The sequence below is a fragment of the Pseudarthrobacter phenanthrenivorans Sphe3 genome (genome assembly GCF_000189535.1).
Classification (GTDB): Bacteria; Actinomycetota; Actinomycetes; order Actinomycetales; family Micrococcaceae; genus Arthrobacter; species Arthrobacter phenanthrenivorans.
This window is the reverse complement of sequence record NC_015145.1, coordinates 3,528,050-3,548,700: the sequence shown is the minus strand read 5'-3', so window position 1 is coordinate 3,548,700 and position 20,651 is coordinate 3,528,050. Positions and strand designations below refer to the sequence as shown.

Below are 20,651 nucleotides of genomic sequence, written 5' to 3'. Positions count from 1 at the left end.
GTGGTGACTGATGCCGTCAGTGGTTTTGTAGAGCGGCTTGCTGCCGTGCCCACGGTTCCGGGGCGCAACAACTTCCTTGACCACACCGTCCCGGACAATGCACTGCGCCGCCGGAACCTGGAGCTGTACCTTCAGGAGATGCTGGACCGGGCGCCGAAGGTGCTCCTGCTGGGCGAGGCTCCGGGCTTTCGGGGGATGCGGATCACCGGCGTGCCGTTCACCAATCGCACCATGTTCCAGGGGCCGGCCAACGGCTTCGGACTGTTTGGTCCCGGGAAGGGGTACTCCCTCCCGGCGGACGCAGCGGGGGTTGCTGCCGAGCCCACCGCGACGGTCATGTGGGACGTCCTGGCGGAGCTGCAGTTCCTGCCGCTGCTGTGGAGCGCGTGCCCCTGGCATACCCATATTCCGGGAAAGCCGCAGTCCAACCGCACGCCCACAGCAGCCGACGCCCGGCTGGGTACTTCCTTTTGGCAGTCGCTGGCGGAACTGTTCCACATCGACACCGTGGTGGCAGTGGGCAACGTGGCACACCGGAGCCTGATGCACAGCGGCTTGGACGTGCCCAAGGTCCGGCATCCGGCCCACGGCGGACGGTCCGGTTTCAAGAATGGCCTGGCCGAGTTGCTCGAGGCCGGGGTGATCAGCCGCTAGCCGAGAAGGTAGAGCTGGTCCGGGGTGTCAACGTCCAGTCCGCTGGACAGGTCGCTGCAGTCCACCTCGTCTACCAGTTCCGGATGGTCCCGCAGGAAGGCGCGCGCTCCGGCGTCACCTGTCACAGTTCCGGCCACGGCCTGGCGGAGGGTGGCGTCGATGACGAGAGGGTGCCCGCGCCTCAGCCTGCCGCCGTCCTCCCCATGGGCGGCAGCACCGTCGTCGTATGCGGCAGCGGTGATCCGCCCCGGGCGGTGGGCCGCCAGCAGCCTCTCCACTGTCCCGGGTGCCAGGCCGGGCTGGTCCACCAGCGCCACCATCAGGTGGTCAGCGGGATCAGCTGTGGCATTGGCCAGCAGGAGCGAGCTGCCCATTCCCGACTGCCAGTCCTGGTTCACCACCGCGCGCCAGCGGTCCAGCTCTGCGGCCGCCTGAACGTCCGGGGCGCCGGCGCCGAGCACCACCACCACCTCGCGGCACCCGCCGTTGAGCAACGCTGCCGCCACCGACTCGACCAGCGGCCGGCCGCGGTACGGAAGCAGCGCCTTGGGGCCTTTGCCAAGCCGGGTGCCGGCGCCGGCCGCGAGTACCACGCCGGTGGTCCTGGCATCATCTGTGTTCCCCATAGCTGCACCCTAACTCCATGGAAGCAGTCAGGCATCACCGCCGGCGCCACCCGTTGTTCCCGCATTCACGTCCAGGAGTTTGTACCGGTCCAGGGCGTACGACGGCGCGCCCTCCTCCACCTCTCCCCTCGCCGCGAGCATCTGCAGGGCTTTGACGACGATGGAGTGGGTGTCGTTTTTGAAGTAGCGGCGGGCTGCGGCGCGGGTGTCGGAGAAGCCGAAGCCGTCGGCGCCGAGGGTGGCGAATTCGTTGGGGACGAATTGGCGGATCTGGTCGGGGACGGCTTTCATGTAGTCGGACACGGCGACGACGGGGCCGGTGGCGCCTTCGAGTTGTTGGGTGATGAAGGGGACGCGGGCGGGTTCGCCGGGGTTGAGGAAGGCTTCCTCTTCCGCGGCGAGGCCGTCGCGGCGCAGCTCGTTCCAGGACGTCACGGACCAGACATCAGCCGAGACCGACCAGTCTTCCGCCAGGATGCGTTGCGCTTCGATGGCCCAGGGCACGGACACGCCGGAGGCGAGGATCTGGGTCCGGGGACCGTCGATCTTCGCCGGGGCGAGCAGGTAGATGCCCTTGATCACGCCTTCGACGTCCAGTTCCTTGGGTTCGGCGGGCTGGACGATGGGCTCGTTGTACACGGTGAGGTAGTACATGAGGTTTTTGTCCGTGCTGTCGGGCCCGTACATGCGTTCGAGGCCGTCGCGGATAATGTGGCCCATTTCGTAGCCGTAGGCGGGGTCGTAGGTGACCACGGCGGGGTTGGTCGAGGCGAGCAGGGGGGAGTGGCCGTCGGCGTGCTGGAGGCCTTCGCCGGTGAGGGTGGTCCGTCCTGCGGTGGCGCCGATGATGAAGCCGCGGGTCATTTGGTCTGCTGCTGCCCAGAACGCGTCGCCGGTGCGCTGGAAGCCGAACATGGAGTAGAACACGTAGACCGGGACCAGGGGCACGCCGTGGGTGGCGTAGGCGGTGCCGGCGGCGGTGAACGCTGCGACGGCGCCGGCTTCGTTGATGCCGGGGTGGATGAGCTGGCCGGCGGGGGATTCCTTGTAGGCCAGGACCAGGTCGCGGTCCACGGAGAGGTAGTTCTGGCCCGTGGGGTTGTAGATCTTCGCCGTGGGGAAGAACGCGTCCATGCCGAAGGTCCTGGATTCGTCAGGCACAATGGGGACAATCCGGTCGCCGAAGTTTTTGTCCCGGAGGAGATCCTTCAGGAGGCGGACGAAGGCCATGGTGGTGGCAGCCTGCTGCTTGCCCGAACCGCGCTTGGCCACCTCGTAGGACTTGGCCTCGGGGAGCGCAACAGGCTGGTGCTGCGAACGCCGCTCCGGTGTGAATCCGCCAAGCTCGCGCCGCCGGTCAAGGAGATAGGTGATCTCCGGAGCCTCTGCACCCGGGTGGTAGTAGGGCGGCCGGTAGGGATCTGCTTCCAGCTGGGCATCTGAAATTGGAATACGCAGGTAGTCCCTGAATTCCTTGAGGTCATCCAGGGTGAGTTTTTTCATCTGGTGGGTGGCGTTGCGGCCCTCGAAGTGGGGTCCGAGGCCGTAGCCTTTGACGGTTTTGGCGAGGATGACGGTGGGTTTGCCCTTGAATTCGGTGGCTGCCTTGTACGCGGCGTAGACCTTGCGGTAGTCGTGGCCGCCGCGTTTGAGGTTCCAGATCTGGTCATCGGTGAGGTCCGCGACCATGTCCTTGGTCTGCGGGGTCTTGCCGAAGAAGTGTTCGCGGACGAACCCGCCGGACTCGGCCTTGTAGGTCTGGTAGTCCCCGTCGGGGGTTTCGTTCATGATCTTCACCAGCGACCCGTCGGTGTCGCGGGCGAGCAGGTCATCCCATTCCCGGCCCCAGACGACCTTGATGACGTTCCATCCCGCGCCGCGGAAGAACGCTTCGAGTTCCTGCATGATCTTTGCCGTTGCCGCGCACCGGCCCGTCCAGGCGCTGGAGGTTGCAGTTGATCACGAAGTTCAGGTTGTCCAGGTTCTCGTTCGCGGCGAGCTGGAGCAGGCCGCGGGATTCGGGCTCGTCCATTTCCCCGTCGCCCAGGAACGCCCAGACCTGCTGGTCGGAGGTGTCTTTCAGGCCGCGGTTGTGCAGGTACCGGTTGGACTGGGCCTGGTAGATCGCGTTCATCGGCCCGATGCCCATGGACACGGTGGGGAATTCCCAGAAGTGCGGCATCAGCCGCGGGTGCGGGTAGGAGGACAGGGCGTGGCCCTGCCGGGACTTTTCCTGCCGGAACCCGTCCAGGTCCTCCTCGGAGAGCCGGCCCTCCATGAACGCCCGGGCGTACATGCCGGGGGAGGCGTGGCCCTGGAAGAACACCTGGTCCCCGCCGCCGGGGTGGTCCTTGCCGCGGAAGAAGTGGTTGAACCCGACCTCGTACAGGGTCGCCGCCCCGGCGTAGGTGGAGATGTGCCCGCCCACCCCGATGTTGGCCCGCTGGGCCCGGTGGACCATCACCGCCGCGTTCCACCGCATGTAGGCCCGGTAGCGGCGCTCGTATTCCTCGTTGCCCGGGAACTCGGCTTCCTGGTCCACAGGGATCGTGTTCACGTAATCGGTGGTGGTCACCATCGGCACCCCCACGCTCTGCGCGCCCGCGCGCTGCAGCAGGCTCCGCATGATGAATTGGGCACGCTCGGTGCCCTGTTCCCTGATCAACGAATCCAGGGACTCAACCCACTCGGCGGTCTCTTCCGGATCACGATCAGGCAGCTGGTTAGTCAACCCGCTGAGGATATGGGAGGTATCTTCTCCTGCAGCCACGGCAGCCTCATTTCGTCTTTGAATCCTAGGCGTTTTTCATAATGTGAAAAAACATTATTGCTAGTCGAGATTAGCTACTGCCGGGATTGCCGGTCAAACGAGTCCTGGTCTTCGGATCCACGGAGGGCCTGCCTTGCTCCGAAGAATGCCTTTTGTGACTGCGGGCCATTCCCCCTGCTCTTGACCGCACGTGATCCAGGTCATACAGTTGTTCCACCATTCAATATCTTGATTTCGCGATGTGGAATAACAGAAACGGTGTCAGGCCGGTCTCACCACCGCGGAATCCCCTCCAGAATTGAGACGCATTATGCAGACCCCTCCCCAGGTCGGCGTTGACGCGATGCAGGACCCGACAGCGACGTCGGTTGTCCCTGGCCACCAGTCCGTCAATGGTGAAGATATTTGCGCATCAGCCAGCGCAGCATCAGGCCAAGCCATCAGTCCGACGCTTTACAACGCAGACCTTGCACCCACCAAACGTGCCGGCCGCAGCTGGTCCGGTTACAGCATCTTCACGCTCTGGGCCAATGACGTCCACAGCCTCGGCAACTACGCCTTCGCCATCGGACTGTTCGCCCTTGGACTCGGGGGCTGGCAGATCCTGCTGGCACTGGGCATCGGGGCTGCGCTGCTCTTCGGCCTGCTGAACCTGTCCGGTTTCATGGGTGTGAAGACCGGGGTTCCCTTCCCAGTCATGAGCCGGATCAGCTTCGGCATCCGCGGCGCCCAAATTGCCAGCCTCCTCCGCGGCGCCGTCGCCATTGCCTGGTTCGGCATCCAGACCTACCTGGCCTCTGTTGTCTTCCGCGTCATGCTCGTGGCGATGTTCCCCGCCCTCGATGCGCTGGACAAAGACTCCATCCTCGGCCTCTCCACCCTCGGCTGGACCGCCTTCGTCATCCTCTGGGTTGTACAGCTGGTGATCGTCAGTTTCGGCATGGAGATGATCCGCAAGTACGAGGCCTTCGCCGGGCCGGTCATCCTGGCCACCATGGCGGCCATCGCCGTCTGGATCTTCATGGAGGCCGGCGGCTCAATCGCCTGGTCCTCGAACAATGCCCTTGAAGGGCCCGAAATGTGGCTCACCATCTTCGCCGGTGGCGCACTCTGGGTCTCGATCTACGGAACCTTCGTCCTGAACTTCTGCGATTTCACCCGCTCCGCCGTCTCCAAGAAGGCAGTGGTCCGCGGCAACTTCTGGGGCATCCCCATCAACATGCTCGTCTTCGGCGCCATTGTCGTGGTCATGGCAGGCGGACAGTTCAAGATCAACGGCACCATCATCGAAAGTCCCTCGGACATCGTCCAGACCATCCCCAACACCCTGTTCCTGGTCCTCGCGTGCCTGGCCCTGCTGATCCTCACCATCGCGGTGAACCTGATGGCGAACTTCGTTGCCCCTGTCTACGCCCTGACGAATCTGTTCCCCAAGCACCTGAACTTCCGCCGGGCGGCCATCGTCAGCGCCGTCATCGGACTGGTCATCCTGCCGTGGAACCTCTACAACAACCCCTTGGTCATCGTGTACTTCCTCGGCGGCCTCGGTGCCCTGCTTGGCCCCTTGTTCGGCGTCGTGATGGCCGACTACTGGCTGATCCGCCGCGGCAAGGTGAATGTCCCCGAGCTGTACACGGCCTCCCCGGCAGGGGCCTACTACTACAAAAACGGCGTCAACCCCAAGGCAATCATTGCCATGGTGCCGGCCGCCGTCCTGGCGCTCCTCATCGCGTTCGTCCCCGCACTGGCCGCTGCGGCACCCTTCGCCTGGTTCTTCGCCGCCGGTATCGCCGCCGTCGTCTACTTCTTCATAGCTGACCGCTCGCAGCGGCTCGAAGACCGCGACGGCGAGACCATCGCCGTCGCCAGCACCCACTAAGGAAAGCCCAATGCGCATACTCGTTGCGAACGTCAACACCACCGCCTCCATGACGGACTCCATCGCCGCGCAGGCACGCAGCATTGCGGCGCCGGGAACGGACATTGTGGGCATCACGCCACGCTTCGGCGCCGACTCCTGCGAAGGCAATTTCGAGAGCTACCTGGCGGCCATCGCCGTGATGGACGCCGTGACCTCCTATCCCGAGCCTTTCGACGCCGTCGTTCAGGCCGGCTACGGCGAGCACGGACGGGAAGGGCTGCAGGAACTGCTGGATGTTCCGGTGGTGGACATTACCGAGGCCGCCGCCAGTACCGCCATGTTCCTGGGACACAAGTATTCCGTGGTCACCACTCTGGACCGCACCGTGCCGCTGATCGAGGACCGGCTCAAGCTGGCCGGCCTGGACGCCCGCTGTGCATCCGTCCGCGCCAGCGGCATGGCCGTCCTGGAGCTCGAGGAGGAGCCCGACCGGGCCGTGGAAGCCATCATCAACCAGGCCATGCAGGCTGTCAGCCAGGACAAGGCCGAAGTGATCGTCCTGGGTTGCGGAGGAATGGCTGGCCTGGACGAGCAGATCAGGCAGCGGGCTGGAGTGCCCGTGGTGGACGGAGTTGCGTCGGCGGTGGCCATTGCCGAATCCCTGGTCCGGATGCGCCTGTCCACCTCGAAAGTCAGGACGTATGCCGCGCCGCGGCCCAAGACCGTCATAGGCTGGCCGCTGGGCGGGGCAGTCATGGCCGCCGCCGGAAATGGAGCCGGCTGAAGTTCATCCGCACCGTTGCCCCGCCCCCTCAATGACCGGGGCGGGGCAACGGGGCCCGGGCGCAGCGCCCAGCAGGGGGAAAAAGCGCCCCGGGCCCCCTCATTCCGGAACAAGACGTTCCGCTCCCAACAGCTTTAGGCAGCCTTAGGAGAACCGGGGCCAGCATGTCTATTCGCAAAAACGACCTTGAAGACGCCGACCTGACCGTCCACTCGGCCGATCCCTCCCTTTACAACGAGGACCTGGCGCCATTGCCTGCCTCACGCCGCACCTGGGGCTGGTTTGCCATCTTCAACGTGTGGTCCAACGACATCCAGAGCCTGGCGGGATACACGTTGGCGGCAAGCCTGTTCATTACCGCCGGGATCAACGGCTGGTTTGTCTTCGCCGCCATCATTCTCTCGGGGTTCATCATCAAGTTCCTGGTGGACCTGAGCGGCCGGCCCAGCGTTAAATACGGTTTTCCCTTCCCTGTGCTCGCCCGCGCATCCATGGGTGTGCGGGGCGCCCAATTCCCGGCAATCGTCCGCGCCGTGGTGGCTGTCTTCTGGTACGGAGCGCAAACGTACTTTGCCTCGACAGCCATATCGCTGGCACTGAACGCTGTCCTCGGCCGCCCCGGGGGCGCCGAGTTCCTGGGAATGGACTGGGTGTCCTGGGCATCCTATGTGCTGGCTTCCGCGCTTCAGGTTGTGCTTTTCCTGGGCGGAATCGAGCGGATTGCACGTTTCCTCAATTTTGCCGGCCCTGCTGTCTATGCCGTGATGATCGCACTGCTTGCAGCTATCTGGATACAGGTGGGACCCCAACTGCCGCAGGCCGTCGGAACTGTCTTTTCCCGGGAGGCTGTCACGGGTTGGGCCGCGTTTTCGGCTTTTGCCGCGGTTACGGGCACCATGGTGGCCTACTTCGCGGCGGTCGTCATCAACTTTGGCGACTTTGCCCGAAACGTCCGGACCGAGAAGGCCATGCGCCTGGGCAACCTCACCGGACTGCCGCTCAGCCTGGCCCTGTTTACTTTTCTTTCTGTCTTCATCACGGCGGGCGCCTACCTGCTGTACCAGGATGGGCAGGGGGAACCGTTGACCAACCCGGCGGACATCGTGGGGCTCGTGGACAGCGTCCCCCTTACCGTCCTGGCGGCCATAACGTTCCTGGTGGCCACCCTTGGGATCAACGTGGTGGCCAACTTCATTCCACCGTCCTACTCGTTGTCTAACATCAGCCCCGCCAGGATTTCCTTCCGGAAGGCCGGCATGATCACAGCCGTTGCCGGGTTCATCATCGGCGCACTGTGGGTGGCTGTCATATCGAGCATCGGACTGCCGAAATTCGTGGACACACTCGGCGCAGTCCTCGCCCCGCTCTACGGCATCATCATCGCCGACTACTACATAATCCGGAAGCAGCGGCTCAACCTTCAGGACCTGTACTCCACCGACCCGAACGGCGCCTACTACTTCGCGCACGGCTGGAATCGGCGCGCGCTGGTTGCGTTCGGCCTGGCCGCAGTGTTTTCCGTCCTGGCGGTATGGTTGCCGCAGGTGGCACAGCTGAGCGGGTTCGCCTGGATTTTGGGCGCCTCGCTGGGTGGTATCTTCCACTGGGTGGCGATGCAGAAGGTGGCAGTCCACTCTTCCGAACACGACCGATAAAGGATTCACATGCAGCAACACCAGCGGGTGGCAGTCGTTACCGGAGCAGGTTCAGGCATTGGGCGGGAGGTGGCCCGGCAGATGCTGTCCGATGGTTACCGCGTAGCGCTGGCCGGCCGCCGTGAAGCGCAGTTGAAGGAGACGGCGGACAATCATCCCGAGGCGCTGGTGGTGCCGTGCGATGTCACCCGGCCCGACGACGTCGAACGCCTTTTCGAGGCAGCACGGCAGCGTTGGGGCCGGGTGGACGTCCTGTTCAATAACGCCGGGGTGTTCGGCCCGGCGGCGAGCGTGGACGAGATCTCGCTGGAAGACTGGAATGCCACCCTGGCGGTGAACCTGACCGGATCGATGCTCTGTGCCGCGGCCGCCGTCAGGACCATGAAGGCGCAGGAACCGCAGGGCGGCCGGATCATCAATAACGGCTCCATCTCCGCGCATTCACCGCGGCCCCGCACAGTGGCCTATGCAGTGACCAAGCACGCCATGACCGGGCTGACCAGAAGCATTGAACTGGACGGGCGGGGCTTTGGCATCACGTGCGGGCAGATCGACATCGGCAACACGGCCACGGAGATCATGGACACCATCGGGGTTGGTGCGGGTGCCCTCCAAGCTGACGGCAGCCGCCGGGTTGAGCCAACCTTTCCCGTGGAGGATGCCGCCCGCGCGGTCCTGATGATGGCCAACATGCCGGCGTCGGCCAGCGTCGGTTCCGTGGTGGTTACCGCCGCGGGCATGCCCTTCGTGGGCCGCGGCTGACCCTTCTGGGTTTTTGGGCGCGCAACGGGGACTTCCGCCGTGGAAGTCCCCGTACATGTCAAAAAGCTCTAGAGGGGGAGGAGGGCCGAAAGATCTGCGCGGAGGCCCGAGGCTGCCACCCTGCCGCCCGCCACCGCGTCCGCCCAGCTCAACTGGCCAGTCACCATGGCAAGCCAGGTGGCGGCGTCGCACTCAATGACATTGGGCGGCGTTCCGCGCGTGTGCCGGGGACCCTCCACGCACTGGGTCACGCCGAACGGCGGCACGCGGACCTCCACTGAATTGCCCGGCGCCCGGGCGGTGAGCTCCTCCAGCGAGTAGCGCACAGCTGTTGCCAGGACAGCGCGGGCAACGGGAAGGTCCGACGACGGCCCGGCGCCCTTGCGCCACGCCTCCAGGGACGCTTTTCCTTCCTGGACGTCGATACGACGGCGGGCAACAGCCATGGTTTCCGGCTTCCTTCAGTGTGGGGTGCAGCGGCAAAGGCAATCAGGGTACCGCGAACATCGGCGCCCAAGGAATCGGGGCGGCGGAGTACCATCGGTAGCACCTCGTCAGCGGAGAAGGGAATTACCCATGCAGCTCGGCGCTTTCTCGGTCAGCCTCGCCGTCAAGGACATCGGGGCCTCTACCGAATTCTACGAAAAACTGGGTTTCACCCCGTTCGCCGGTGATATCACGCAGAACTGGCTGATCCTAAAGAACGGCCAGGCCGTGGTGGGCCTCTTCCAGGGGATACTGGAGCGGAACGCCCTGACGTTCAATCCGGGCTGGGACCAGAACGCGCAGCCGCTGGATTCGTTTACGGACGTGCGCCAGATCCAGCGGGAGCTGCAGGAGCAGGGGATTCCCTTCCTGGCACAAGCCGAGGAAGGAACCACCGGCCCAGCAAGCTTCATCGTGGTGGATCCTGACGGCAATCCGGTGATTGTGGACCAGCACGTCTGACGGGCGCCGGAGGGACTAGTCCAGGAGAGCCGAAACCGCGGGTCCAAGCCTGATCTTCCCCACAGGCCGGCCGCCGCCGAGGACTGGATCCACCACCTTCTCCAGGACGCTGGCCACACCGGGTATCTCCACCGCACCGGCGGCTGCCAGGAGGGTCAGCGCCACCAGCGAGGTGGCCCGCAGGTTTCCGTCCAGAATCTTGACGGCCACGGACACGCCTTGGGGCGTGGCCATGGCCAGGACGCCTTCCGCGCCGATCTTGGCGATGATTTCCAGCTCGTCCATGACCAGCGTGTTGGCCTCGCCGCGGCCCTGCACAGCCCACGGGTAGTCCAGCATCGAGGTGGCGATGGTGGCCGCGCGGGCGCTGAAGCTCTGGTCGCCCGGCGCCTTGGCAAGGTGCGAGTACCCCCTGGCCAGGCCCTTGAGTGACACCGCTGCCACCGGGGCGCCACAGCCGTCGATGCCCAGGTGGGCGATCTTCTCGTCCGTGTATTCCTCGATGACCGTCCGGATGCGCTGCTGCAGCGGGTGGTTGGGCTCGAGGTAGCTGTGCGTATCCCAGCCGTTCTCGGTGCAGGCCCAGAGGAAGGCCGCATGCTTGCCGGAACAGTTGTAGGCGAGCCGGGACTTGCCCTTCTCCGAGCGCACCAGCCAGTTGCGCGCCGTCTCATCCTGGGGCCAGGCTTCCGGACACTGCAGTTGGTCCTCGCGGACCCCTGCCGCCTTCAGCATTCCTGCCACCACGTCCATGTGGTCCAGGGATCCTGTATGGCTTCCGCAGGCAACAGCCACCTGCGCTCCCCGCAACGGGACCCCGGATTGCATTGAGGCAAGTGCCTGGAACGGCTTCAGGGTGGAACGGGCGTAAATCGGAGTGTTGATGTCGCCGAGTTCAGTCACCACCGACCCGTCCGCCGCCAAAAGGACGGCAGAGCCGATGTGCCGCGACTCCACGAAACCGCTGCGTTCGATCACGGCCAGTTCCACGGCGGAGTCCACGGTAAAGGTGGCATGCGGGTTGTGCGGCATGCTGCCAGTCTAGGGGCCTACCCTGCCAATGCCGTGCTATTCCACGGTGACCATCACCGACTGCCAACCCGACGCGCCGTCAGGCACAGGGTCTGCGCGCTGGTCTGTTTGTACCTCGCCGGTGCCGTCGGTGGCCCGCACCTTGAGGTAGTGCGTCCCGGGCGCCGCGTCCCACTGGTAGGACCACTGGCGCCACGTGACCAGTGAGGCCTCAGCGGAGAGATCGGCCTCCATCCAGTCGCCGTCGTCCACCTGGACCTCCACCCTGGTGATCCCCCGCGTCTGTGCCCACGCAGTGCCGCCCACGGCAACCCTTCCCGCCGGCACCTTGGCGAAGGACTTGGGAACATCAACCCGCGCCATGGTCTTGATGGGGCCGCGCTCGGACCAGCCGCGTTCGGTCCAGTAGGCCTTGCTGTCCGCGAACCGGGTCACTTCAAGGTCCACCACCCACTTCGTGGCGGAGACGAACCCGTACAGGCCCGGGACCACCATGCGCACGGGATAGCCATGTTCAAGGGGCAATGGCTCGCCGTTCATCGCGATGGCAAGCATCGCGTCCCGGTCGTCCTGCAGCACCTCCAGGGGCGTCGAGGCACTGAAACCGTCGATCGAGGTGGAGAGCACCATGTCCGCGCCTTCCTTGGGCCTCGCCTGTTTGAGTACCTCGCGGAGCGGCAGGCCGAGCCATTTTGCGTTGCCGGCAAGGTTGCCGCCCACAGGATTGGAAACACAGGTGAGGGTGATGTGGGATTCGACCAAGTCGGCGTCGAGCAGGTCCTGGAAGGTAAGGCGCACCTCTTCCTCAACCAGTCCGTGCACGCGGAGCTCCCAGCTGGCAACGTCGATTTCCGGGACACTCAGGGCCGTGTCGATGCGGTAGAACTCATTGTTGGGAGTGAGCCACGGCGTGACTCCGGGCACTGGTGACTGGACGCCTGCCGGGACCGCGGGAGCAGGCCGGGCCGGGGCGGGGAGCTGCAGCGCCTCCCGCGCCTGCAGGATATTGCTGCGCGCCGCACCCAGGAGCCGGCCTCCAGTAGCGGCCAGCGCCGCCGCGGCTGCCGTGATTCCGGCCGTGGCAAAGAAACGGCGGCGGCTGGCCCCGGAGCCCTCGGGCGGCAGGGCGGCGCCGGCAGGTGCGTCCGGCCACACCTCCAGGCCGCGCAGCCTCAGGACAAGGAGCCGGAGCACCAGCAGGCCTGCCGCCGTCCCCACCACCGAAGGGATGGCGTCCACAGCTCCGACTCCCGCCCGGGTCACCACGCTGGCCACGATGACGGCCCCCATGAACAGGACGCCCAGGACGCCCAGTGCCCACTTGCGGTAGGCCACTACGCCCAGCACGCATGCCAGCACTGCAATGGTCAGGGCCATGCCCACGAACAGCGCCACCTTGTCGTTGGTGCCAAACGTGGCGATGGCGAAATCCTTGAGCCAGGACGGCGTGAAATCGATGAAGGTGGAGCCCAGCGCAATCAGCGGCGCGGCGCGGGCGGTGAAGAAGGCTCCCAGCAGTTCAGCCACGGCAAGGACGACGGCGGCCGCCACCACCCCTGCCAGGGCGGCCATCGCGGTGGGTGCTTTGAGCCAGTTCCTCAGCTTCTTCATGGTGTTGATTCGGAGCGGGCCGGGCCGCGGATTGATGAACAGGGCAGGGAGGACACAGCTTAGGAGCGCGCAGGGTGCACGAAGTACCCTTGGAGACTGTGAAGGTACTCGTCATCGGCCCCGGAGGCCGCGAACACGCCATTGTCCGCTCCCTGCTCGCCGACCCCAACGTGTCCGAGGTCCATGCGGCTCCCGGCAATGCCGGCATCAGCAAACTGGTCCCCACGCACAGCATCAACGCCAACGATCCGGACGCCGTAGCGGCACTGGCCACCAGGCTCACGGTTGACCTGGTGGTGGTGGGACCGGAGGCGCCGCTCGCAGCCGGTGTGTCCGACGCCGTCCGCAAAGCAGGAATTCCGGTGTTCGGGCCCAGCAAGGCGGCAGCACAGTTGGAGGCGTCAAAGGCCTTCGCCAAGGAAATCATGGCAGAAGCCGGCGTACCCACAGCCATGGCGATGGTGGCAACCAGCGCGGAGGAAGCGGCCTCTGCACTGGACACCTTCGGTGCACCCTACGTGGTCAAGGATGACGGACTCGCTGCCGGCAAGGGGGTTGTGGTCACCAAGGACCGCGCGGAAGCCCTGGCCCACGCCCAGTCCTGCTTCGACGCCGGCGGTTCCGTGGTGATCGAGGAGTTCCTGGACGGGCCCGAGGTTTCCCTGTTCGTCCTCTGCGACGGGCACAACACCGTCGCGCTGTCACCGGCCCAGGACTTCAAGCGGATCTTCGACAACGACGAAGGGCCCAACACCGGCGGCATGGGCGCCTACACGCCCCTTGAGTGGGCACCCGAGGGACTCGTCCAGGAAGTCATCGACCGCGTGGCCCAGCCCACGGTCAACGAGATGGCCCGTCGCGGGACTCCTTTCGTAGGCGTGCTGTTCGTGGGGCTGGCCCTCACGTCGCGGGGCACCCGCGTGATCGAGTTCAACGTCCGCTTCGGCGACCCGGAAACCCAGGCCGTCCTGGCACGGCTCAAGACCCCGCTCGGTTCCCTGCTCATGGCAGCCGCAAAAGGCGAACTGGACAAAGCGGAAGAACTGCGCTGGGCGAAGGAGACTGCTGTCGCCGTCGTCGTTGCCGGCGAAAACTATCCAGGCACTCCCCGCACCGGTGACCGCATCCGCGGCCTGAAGAAGGCCGAGGAGCTCGACGGCGTGCACGTCATCCATGCCGGCACCGCCTTTGACGAGGACGGCAAAGTGGTGTCCGCCGGCGGCCGCGTGCTGGCCGTGGTGGCACTGGGCAGTGACCTCGTGGAGGCCCGCGAAAGAGCGTACGACGGCGTGGAGCTGATCCAGCTCGAAGGTTCCCAGTTCCGCACGGACATCGGCGGCAAAGCAGCCCGCGGGGAGATCAAAGTGCCCTCCGGCGCATCCTTTTCCGAGCACAAGACGAAGGCCTAAGCATGAGCGAAAACCCAGCATCCCGCGGCTTCAGCACCAAAACCCTGGACCTCCCCGGCTGGAAGCACCTCTATTCCGGGAAAGTCAGGGACCTCTACGAACCGGTTGATGAGTCAATCGTGCAACGAGTTGGCCAGGACTGCGTGCTGGTGGTGGCCAGCGACCGTATCAGCGCGTTTGACCATGTCCTCTCCAGTGAGATTCCGGACAAGGGGCGCATCCTGACCCAGCTGAGCCTGTGGTGGTTCGACCAGCTGGACGTGGAACACCACGTGCTGGGCTCCACCGTGGAGGACGGGGTTCCTGCCCAAGTGGAAGGCCGGGCCATGGTCTGCAAGAAGCTGGACATGTTCCCGGTGGAGTGCATCGCCCGTGGCTACCTCACAGGTTCCGGCCTGCAGGAGTACAAGGCGTCCGGGACCGTGTGCAGCATTCCGCTGCCAGAGGGCCTGGTTGACGGGTCCCGCCTGGAACACCCCATCTTCACGCCGTCCGCCAAGGCTGAGGTGGGCGAGCACGACGAGAACATCACCTACGACGCCGTTGTGGCCATGGTGGGTGACGATATCGCCGGGCGCCTCAGCGAGCTCACGCTGAAGATCTACACCACGGCGGAAAAAATCGCGCGGGAGCGGGGGATTATCCTCGCCGACACCAAGGTCGAATTCGGCTACGATCCCGTCTCGGGCTCAATCACCCTGGGGGACGAGGTCCTGACGCCGGATTCCTCGCGGTTCTGGGATGCCGCCACATACCAGCCGGGGAAGGCACAGCCGTCCTATGACAAGCAATATGTGCGGGATTGGCTGACGTCTGCTGAATCGGGCTGGGACAAGTCCTCGGATACGCCTCCACCGGCGCTGCCTGACGAGGTTGTGAACCGTACCCGCAGCCGCTACGTCGAGGCTTACGAGAAAATCACCGGAAAACCCTTCGCCTGACGGAGCCCCAGCAGCTCCCGGCGGTTCGGTTAGTGCTTAGCTGGCCTTGGCGGCTGCGGCAGCGCGCTTCTGGGCCAGCTTTATTTCCAGGACTGCGTCCAGCGCTTGCTGGACGCGGTCCGCGGCTCCCGCCGCGCTGAAGGCTTTCTGGGCTTCCTCGAGGTGCACCAGGGCTTCCTCGGGTTCACCCGCGGCCTTGAGTGATTTGCCCAGCAGCAGCGACACTTCACCTGCTGTGTGCTTGGCCAGGGCAGAACGCTCTGCGTGGATTTCGCGGAGCTTTTCGACGGCGGCAACAATGTCCCCGGTCAGGTACAGCCAGCGGGCGCGGATGAAAGCGACCTCCAGCTGGTCCGACTTGTTGCCACCCACAATGGACAGCGCCAGTTCGGCCCGCTCGATTGATGAAAGCGTTTCTGGCTCGACAATTCCCGATGACAGCCGGACTGCAGCCGATGCCTTGTTAAACCGGGCCCACAGTTCGATGTCGTTGGCGGGGGAGAGCAACCGTGCCGCACGTTCATGGTGCTTGATGCCCTCCTGGTAGTCATGCCGCATGAATGCCACGTTGCCGATCACCCATGCCACTTCGCCGGCAAGCTGGGACATGGAATGCTCATCCACGTGGTCGATCATGGCCTGGCAGTACTTCCAGGCTTCATCCAACCTGCCGCTTTCGGCCAGCGCTCCAATGAGGGCGCGGTGAGCACCAATAATCAGCGTGGAACCCTTAGGCAGCTGGGAGCAGAGCCGTACAGCTTCCATGGCGTGCTCCACCGCCGCACTTAGCTGGCCCTGGCCCTGTGCGATGCCGGCCAGCATCTGCCTGGCGCGGACCGCAAGGCCAGCAGATTCGGTCGCCATCGGGTGCTCCAACAGATGCTGCATAATGCGTTGGCATTCCTGCCAATTGCCCTGCTTGATGAGGCACTCGGCCTGCATATACGTCATGTTCCACCACGCGCTCGTGTTCTTGCCCTCCAGGGCAATCTGGGCGGCGGTGGCAGCATGGCTGGCGGCCAGCTCATAGTCCCTCAGGTCCCACGCCTGGCGGGCGTAGAGTCCTGCAAGGACATACTCGGCGTCGCTGACGGTGACGGGCTGGCTCCAAGCCTCCAGTGCCTTGGGTGCCAGTTCCAGCCTGCGCGCGAGTTCCTCGATAACCTCGGCCGTCGGCTCCCGGCGGCCGGTTTCGAGCAGAGAGATATAGCTGGGGGAATACAGGTCCTTTCCCAGTTCCGCCTGTGTCAGCCCCCGTTCGAGACGCTCCGCACGGAGCTTCTCGCCGAATCCGTTGCCCACGGGATTTCCTCCTTTTCCGGACTGTCTTTGTACTAAATGCTTGACAGTCCCTGTGGAAAACATTTTACAATGTATGTCAACAAGGACAGTGCTGGCTTTGTAACGAATCCGACTCGTATTGAGGAACCTATCTATGTTGAAGAAGATCGCAACCGCGGCCGCCTTGGCCGGTGCCCTTGCTTTTTCTGCTGCGGCTCCGGCCGTCCTGTCTGCCGGTTCCCTCGCGGACTCCACCGGCACTTCGGTAGCCGTTGGAAACTGGCCCGACCCGATGTCCAAGAAGACCAAGGACAAGAGCACTGACACCTCGTACACCACGTACGTGGGCAACTGGCCTGACCCGATGTAAATAGCTTCCTCACCTTGGAGGCGGGGAATGGCCCCGGGGCGAAAGCTCCGGGGCCATTCCTTTTTAAGCTGCTTCCCGGGCAGCCTGAGGCTGGCTCATGGATACAAAAAAGAGGGCCTCCGCAAGGAGACCCTCTTTCTGATGGTCGGGATGACAGGATTTGAACCTGCGACCTCTTCGTCCCGAACGAAGCGCGCTACCAAGCTGCGCTACATCCCGATCCGCTGCAAAAGCAACTTTACAAGGATAGCCGATCCGGGGTCCCGATGCGAAATCCCCTGCCGATCAGACCAGGGAGTCCTTCCAGGCTCCATGCAGGTCGGCAAAGCGCCCTCCGCCGCCGATGAGATCTGCGGGGCTGCCGTCTTCAACGATGCGGCCATCGTGCACCACCAGGACCCTGTCGGCGGTTTCCACTGTGGAGAGCCTGTGGGCGATGATCAAGGCGGTCCTGCGGGCTGCCTCAGTACCGGCGAGCAGCCGGGCCAGGCCCTGCTGGACCAGTCTCTCCGAGGGGATGTCCAGTGAGGAAGTGGCCTCGTCCAGGATCAGCACGGCCGGCCGGGCCAGGAACGCCCGGGCAAAACTGATGAGCTGCCGCTGGCCTGACGAGACGCGGCCGCCGCGCTTGTTGACGTCGGTGTCGTAGCCTTCCGGGAGTTCCATGATGAACCCGTGGGCGCCCACTGCTTTGGCCGCTTCCTCGATCTCGTCACGGGACGCCTCCGGCCTCCCCAGTGCAATGTTGTCCGCCACGGAACCGCTGAACAGGAACGCCTCCTGCGTCACCATGACGATGTTCCGCCGCAGGTCGGTGGTGCCCAGGTCCCGGAGGTCCACCCCGTCCAGGGTCAGTGAACCGGAGGAGACGTCGTAGAAGCGGGCTATGAGTTTGGCCAGCGTGGATTTCCCGGCTCCGGTCTGGCCCACCAGGGCAACGGTCTGGCCGGCAGGGATATGCAGGTTCAGCCGGGGGACGATCACCGGTCCCTCGCCGTAGCGGAACTCCACGTCCATGAAGTCCACGGCACCCCTGGCGTTCTTCAGGACTACCGGATTCTTCGGCGGCCGGACCGTGGGCACTTCCTCAAGGAGTCCGGAAACCTTCTCGAGGGCGGCCTGGGCGCTCTGGAACGAGTTGTAGAACATGGCCATCTGGTCCACCGGCTGGAAGAACCGCTTAGTGGAGAGGATCAGCGCCAGCAGCACGCCCACTTCCAGGTCGCCGGCCAGGACGCGGAACCCGCCGAAGAGCAGGACCACAGCCACGCAGACGTTGCCGATCAGGACCAGCCCGGGCTGGAAGACGCCGTTGAGGTTGATGGAGCGCACGGTGACCCTCCGGTAGTCCTCCGCAAGCTGGCCGTAGCGCCCGGAGTTCTCCCGTTCCTTGCGGAAAGCCTTGACCGCGCGGATCCCGGTCATGGTTTCCACGAAGTGCACGATCAGCCGCGCGGACACCACGCGCGACTCCCGGAAGGCGATCTGGGAGTGTTTCTGGTACCACCGGGCCAGGAAGAACATGGGTACGCCGGCGGCCATGACCAGCAGGCCGCTGCGCCAGTCCAGCGCGAAAACGGTCACGGCCGTGAAGACCATGAACAACATTCCGGAGGCCAGTGAGCTGACGCCGGAGTCCAGGAGCTCGCGGAGGGCTTCCAGGTCCGAGGTCTGCCGGGCAATGATGCGTCCGGAGGTGTACTTCTCGTGGAACTCGAGGCTCAGCCGTTGGGTGTGGCGGAAGACCCGGAGGCGCAGGTCCAGCAGCATGGCCTGGCTCAGCCTGGCGGTGGACGTGACGTACAAAGCCGTGAGCCCCGCCGTCGCAATGGCGGCCAGGAGGTAGGCGACGCCGGTAAAGACCAGGGGCGCGTTGTCCCCCGCCTGCAGGGCGGGCAGCGCACGGTCAATGCCGAAAGCGATCAGGGCGGGACCGGCCACACGTGCTGCCTGGGAAAGGACCACCATGGCGATGGTCAGCCAGAACCGGAGCCGGACCGGCCGGATCAGCGACCGCAGCAGCGCAAGGGACCGCCGCCGCACGGCCCTGCTGTCGCTCTTGCTGAGGTGCGCGTTGTCTTCGTTGGCAGTGCCAAAGGCTGTGGTGCTCATCGGGTGGCCTCCTCTGCCTTGATATCGGCCCGCTCGTTGAGATCCGAGAGTTCCGAGTCCAGGTCCCGGGGTTCCTGGTCCAGGCTGGCAATGACGTAGCGGTAGTGGTCGTTGCCTGCCAGCAGTTCTGTATGGGTTCCGACGGCGGTGATCCGGCCTTCCTCAAGCAGCGCCACACGATCCGCGAGGGCAACAGTGGACGGCCGGTGGGCCACGATGAGGGTCGTGGTGTCCTTCAGCACTGCCCGGAGGCGTGTTTCCACCAGCTCCTCCGTGTGCACATCCAGGGCGGACAGCGGATCGTCCAGCACCAGCACTTGGGGCCTCGCGGCAATGGCGCGTGCCAAGGCAATGCGCTGGCGCTGCCCGCCGGACAAACTCAGGCCCTCCTCACCGATGAGCGTATCCAGTCCTTGGGGCAGCGAATACGCGAAATGCGCCTGAGCCACGTCCAGCGCCTCCTCAAGGACAGCGTCGCTCCTAACGGGCGCACCGAGCAGGACGTTGTCCCGGACCGAGTTGGAGAACAGGGTGGTGTCCTCGAAGGCCACGGCCACAATGCGCCGGAGTTCCTCCACGTCGAAGTCGCGCAGGTCCACGCCGTCGATGCTGATGGAGCCGCCGGTGACGTCGTACAGCCGCGGCACGAGCTGGATCAGTGCGCTCTTGCCGCTTCCCGTGATTCCCACCAGCGCCATGGTTTCGCCCGGGCGGACATCCAGGCTGATCTCCTTCAGGATCGGTTTGTCCGGAGCATCGTCATAGGCAAAGGTGGCGTTATGGAACCGCAGTTCGCCGGCAAGATGCTGCGGCCGGCGGGGTTCAGCGGGGCTGGTGATGGTATTGGCCGAATCCATCACTTCGTAGTGGCGGTCGACGGCGGTCTTGGCAGTCAGTGCCATGGCCAGCAGCATCCCGGAGAACTCCACAGGCGCAGCGATGACCGCCGCGGTGGCAAAGAATGCCACGAGGGCGCCGATGCTCAGCTGTCCGCTGGCGCACAGCATGATTCCCACTACCAGCCCGGCGCCGAGGGCGAGTTCCGGGAGCAGGGTGACCACCATGGTGAACATCGCCTGGTGCCGTGCCTTGTCGATCTCTGTCTGGCGCAGTTCCTCGGCCTGCTCCTCGAAGTTCTCCAGCGCTTCACGGCTGCGGCCGAAGGCCTTGAGCACCCGGATGCCGTGGACCGATTCCTCAACCGTGGTGGCGAGGTCGCCTGCCTGGTCCTGGCTGCGCCGGGCCACTTTGCTGAAGCGGGTCCGGAACCGGAAGCTGTACGCCATGATGGGCAGCGCCGCGGCGAGGAAGATCAGGGCAAGCTGCCAACTCATGGCGAACATGACCGAGATGCCGATGATTACGGTGAGGGTGGTGACCACCAGCATGATGGCGCCGAACGCCATCCAGCGGCGCAGGAAGTTGAGGTCTGTCATGGCCCGGGACAGGAGCTGGCCGGAGCCCCAGCGGTCGTGGAAGGAGACCGTCAGATCCTGGAGATGGTCATAGAGGGAGACGCGCATCCGGGTTTCCACGGTGGTGGCCGGGTTGATGACGAACTGCCGGCGGAGCGCAACCAGGACAGCCTCCGCAATGCCCAGGACCAGGATGATGCCGGCGGAGATCCAGATGGCCTCGGTGGCGCCGCCGGGCTGCAGTGATTCGTTGACCAGGACCCGCAGGACCTGCGGTATGGCCAGGGCCACAACGCTGGCCAGCAGCGCGCACAGCAGTCCCAGTACGAGCCGGGGGATGATGGGCCGGACATGGGGATAGAGACGGCTGATGGATCGAAAAAATGGAGTTTGCTTGGCCATGCCCGCTTCTCAAACGCT

General features: G+C 64.9%; 16 protein-coding genes, 1 tRNA gene and 1 pseudogene. 9 read left to right on the top strand and 9 right to left on the bottom strand.

The window, feature by feature from the left end; genetic code table 11:
• The first annotated feature begins 3 nt into the window (after positions 1–3).
• Positions 4–654, top strand: a complete 651-nt coding sequence (locus ASPHE3_RS16495; protein WP_013602329.1) for a uracil-DNA glycosylase — start codon at positions 4–6, stop codon at positions 652–654.
• Here ASPHE3_RS16495 and nboR read toward each other — a convergent pair.
• Together nboR and aceE are read right to left on the bottom strand one after the other, a co-directional pair.
• The gene (nboR, locus tag ASPHE3_RS16490; RefSeq protein WP_013602328.1) at positions 651–1,280 is read right to left on the bottom strand and encodes a nicotine blue oxidoreductase; all 630 of its coding nucleotides are present in this window, start codon (positions 1,278–1,280) and stop codon (positions 651–653) included. The genes ASPHE3_RS16495 and nboR overlap by 4 nt on opposite strands.
• Positions 1,281–1,307: 27 nt before the next feature.
• Positions 1,308–4,050: pseudogene (aceE, locus tag ASPHE3_RS16485) on the bottom strand (pyruvate dehydrogenase (acetyl-transferring), homodimeric type).
• A 310-nt stretch (positions 4,051–4,360) separates the two neighbouring features.
• Between aceE and ASPHE3_RS16480 the strand changes: the two are divergent.
• The 4 genes from ASPHE3_RS16480 to ASPHE3_RS16465 all read left to right on the top strand — a co-directional run bounded on the left by ASPHE3_RS16480 (position 4,361) and on the right by ASPHE3_RS16465 (position 9,112).
• Positions 4,361–5,929, top strand: a complete 1,569-nt coding sequence (locus ASPHE3_RS16480; RefSeq protein WP_013602327.1) for an NCS1 family nucleobase:cation symporter-1 — start codon at positions 4,361–4,363, stop codon at positions 5,927–5,929.
• Positions 5,930–5,939: 10 nt separating this feature from the next.
• The gene (locus ASPHE3_RS16475; protein ID WP_013602326.1) at positions 5,940–6,695 is read left to right on the top strand and encodes an aspartate/glutamate racemase family protein; all 756 of its coding nucleotides are present in this window, start codon (positions 5,940–5,942) and stop codon (positions 6,693–6,695) included.
• A gap of 164 nt (positions 6,696–6,859) precedes the next feature.
• Positions 6,860–8,350 (top strand): NCS1 family nucleobase:cation symporter-1, encoded by a 1,491-nt coding sequence (locus tag ASPHE3_RS16470; RefSeq protein WP_013602325.1) that lies wholly within the window; start codon positions 6,860–6,862, stop codon positions 8,348–8,350.
• A gap of 9 nt (positions 8,351–8,359) precedes the next feature.
• Positions 8,360–9,112 (top strand): SDR family oxidoreductase, encoded by a 753-nt coding sequence (locus ASPHE3_RS16465; RefSeq protein ID WP_013602324.1) that lies wholly within the window; start codon positions 8,360–8,362, stop codon positions 9,110–9,112.
• Positions 9,113–9,180: 68 nt separating this feature from the next.
• Here ASPHE3_RS16465 and ASPHE3_RS16460 read toward each other — a convergent pair whose 3' ends face one another.
• Entirely contained in the window at positions 9,181–9,558 is a 378-nt protein-coding gene (locus tag ASPHE3_RS16460) for a sterol carrier family protein (protein WP_013602323.1), read from the bottom strand.
• A gap of 130 nt (positions 9,559–9,688) precedes the next feature.
• Between ASPHE3_RS16460 and ASPHE3_RS16455 the strand changes: the two genes are divergently transcribed.
• On the top strand, positions 9,689–10,060 hold the full coding sequence (locus tag ASPHE3_RS16455) for a VOC family protein (protein WP_013602322.1): 372 nt from the start codon (positions 9,689–9,691) through the stop codon (positions 10,058–10,060).
• Between the two features lie 15 nt (positions 10,061–10,075).
• Here ASPHE3_RS16455 and ASPHE3_RS16450 read toward each other — a convergent pair whose 3' ends face one another.
• Together ASPHE3_RS16450 and ASPHE3_RS16445 are read right to left on the bottom strand one after the other, a co-directional pair.
• Positions 10,076–11,092: an asparaginase gene (locus ASPHE3_RS16450; protein WP_013602321.1), complete on the bottom strand. Its 1,017-nt coding sequence runs from the start codon at positions 11,090–11,092 to the stop codon at positions 10,076–10,078.
• Positions 11,093–11,128: 36 nt separating this feature from the next.
• Complete coding sequence (locus tag ASPHE3_RS16445) at positions 11,129–12,703, bottom strand: molybdopterin-dependent oxidoreductase (protein WP_013602320.1); 1,575 nt, start codon at positions 12,701–12,703, stop codon at positions 11,129–11,131.
• Positions 12,704–12,801: 98 nt separating this feature from the next.
• Here ASPHE3_RS16445 and purD point away from each other — a divergent pair, with 98 nt between their 5' ends.
• Both purD and ASPHE3_RS16435 read left to right on the top strand, forming a co-directional pair.
• Complete coding sequence (gene purD, locus ASPHE3_RS16440; protein WP_041653140.1) at positions 12,802–14,112, top strand: phosphoribosylamine--glycine ligase; 1,311 nt, start codon at positions 12,802–12,804, stop codon at positions 14,110–14,112.
• A 2-nt stretch (positions 14,113–14,114) separates the two neighbouring features.
• On the top strand, positions 14,115–15,053 hold the full coding sequence (locus ASPHE3_RS16435; RefSeq protein ID WP_013602318.1) for a phosphoribosylaminoimidazolesuccinocarboxamide synthase: 939 nt from the start codon (positions 14,115–14,117) through the stop codon (positions 15,051–15,053).
• 36 nt (positions 15,054–15,089) lie between these two features.
• Here the strand turns inward: ASPHE3_RS16435 and ASPHE3_RS16430 are convergent, their stop codons facing one another.
• Positions 15,090–16,355: a helix-turn-helix domain-containing protein gene (locus ASPHE3_RS16430; protein ID WP_013602317.1), complete on the bottom strand. Its 1,266-nt coding sequence runs from the start codon at positions 16,353–16,355 to the stop codon at positions 15,090–15,092.
• Between the two features lie 133 nt (positions 16,356–16,488).
• On the opposite strand from ASPHE3_RS16430, the gene ASPHE3_RS16425 reads away from it, so the two are divergent.
• Positions 16,489–16,704, top strand: a complete 216-nt coding sequence (locus ASPHE3_RS16425) for a hypothetical protein (RefSeq protein ID WP_013602316.1) — start codon at positions 16,489–16,491, stop codon at positions 16,702–16,704.
• A 142-nt stretch (positions 16,705–16,846) separates the two neighbouring features.
• Here the strand turns inward: ASPHE3_RS16425 and ASPHE3_RS16420 are convergent.
• From ASPHE3_RS16420 to ASPHE3_RS16410, 3 genes are all read right to left on the bottom strand, one after another.
• Positions 16,847–16,923 (bottom strand) — tRNA-Pro (locus ASPHE3_RS16420).
• 66 nt (positions 16,924–16,989) lie between these two features.
• A complete protein-coding gene (locus tag ASPHE3_RS16415) occupies positions 16,990–18,816 on the bottom strand; it encodes an ABC transporter ATP-binding protein (RefSeq protein ID WP_013602315.1) in 1,827 nt (608 codons plus the stop codon).
• Entirely contained in the window at positions 18,813–20,633 is a 1,821-nt protein-coding gene (locus tag ASPHE3_RS16410; protein ID WP_013602314.1) for an ABC transporter ATP-binding protein, read from the bottom strand. Before ASPHE3_RS16410 ends, ASPHE3_RS16415 begins: the two co-directional genes overlap by 4 nt.
• Positions 20,634–20,651 lie beyond the last annotated feature (18 nt).

Coding starts and splice junctions, on each gene's coding strand:
- nboR (WP_013602328.1), bottom strand. CDS start 1,280: ATGGGGAACACAGATGATGCCAGGACCACCGGCGTGGTACTCGCGGCC.
- ASPHE3_RS16480 (WP_013602327.1), top strand. CDS start 4,361: ATGCAGACCCCTCCCCAGGTCGGCGTTGACGCGATGCAGGACCCGACA.
- ASPHE3_RS16475 (WP_013602326.1), top strand. CDS start 5,940: ATGCGCATACTCGTTGCGAACGTCAACACCACCGCCTCCATGACGGAC.
- ASPHE3_RS16470 (WP_013602325.1), top strand. CDS start 6,860: ATGTCTATTCGCAAAAACGACCTTGAAGACGCCGACCTGACCGTCCAC.
- ASPHE3_RS16465 (WP_013602324.1), top strand. CDS start 8,360: ATGCAGCAACACCAGCGGGTGGCAGTCGTTACCGGAGCAGGTTCAGGC.
- ASPHE3_RS16460 (WP_013602323.1), bottom strand. CDS start 9,558: ATGGCTGTTGCCCGCCGTCGTATCGACGTCCAGGAAGGAAAAGCGTCC.
- ASPHE3_RS16455 (WP_013602322.1), top strand. CDS start 9,689: ATGCAGCTCGGCGCTTTCTCGGTCAGCCTCGCCGTCAAGGACATCGGG.
- ASPHE3_RS16450 (WP_013602321.1), bottom strand. CDS start 11,092: ATGCCGCACAACCCGCATGCCACCTTTACCGTGGACTCCGCCGTGGAA.
- ASPHE3_RS16445 (WP_013602320.1), bottom strand. CDS start 12,703: ATGAAGAAGCTGAGGAACTGGCTCAAAGCACCCACCGCGATGGCCGCC.
- ASPHE3_RS16435 (WP_013602318.1), top strand. CDS start 14,115: ATGAGCGAAAACCCAGCATCCCGCGGCTTCAGCACCAAAACCCTGGAC.
- ASPHE3_RS16425 (WP_013602316.1), top strand. CDS start 16,489: ATGTTGAAGAAGATCGCAACCGCGGCCGCCTTGGCCGGTGCCCTTGCT.
- ASPHE3_RS16415 (WP_013602315.1), bottom strand. CDS start 18,816: ATGAGCACCACAGCCTTTGGCACTGCCAACGAAGACAACGCGCACCTC.
- ASPHE3_RS16410 (WP_013602314.1), bottom strand. CDS start 20,633: ATGGCCAAGCAAACTCCATTTTTTCGATCCATCAGCCGTCTCTATCCC.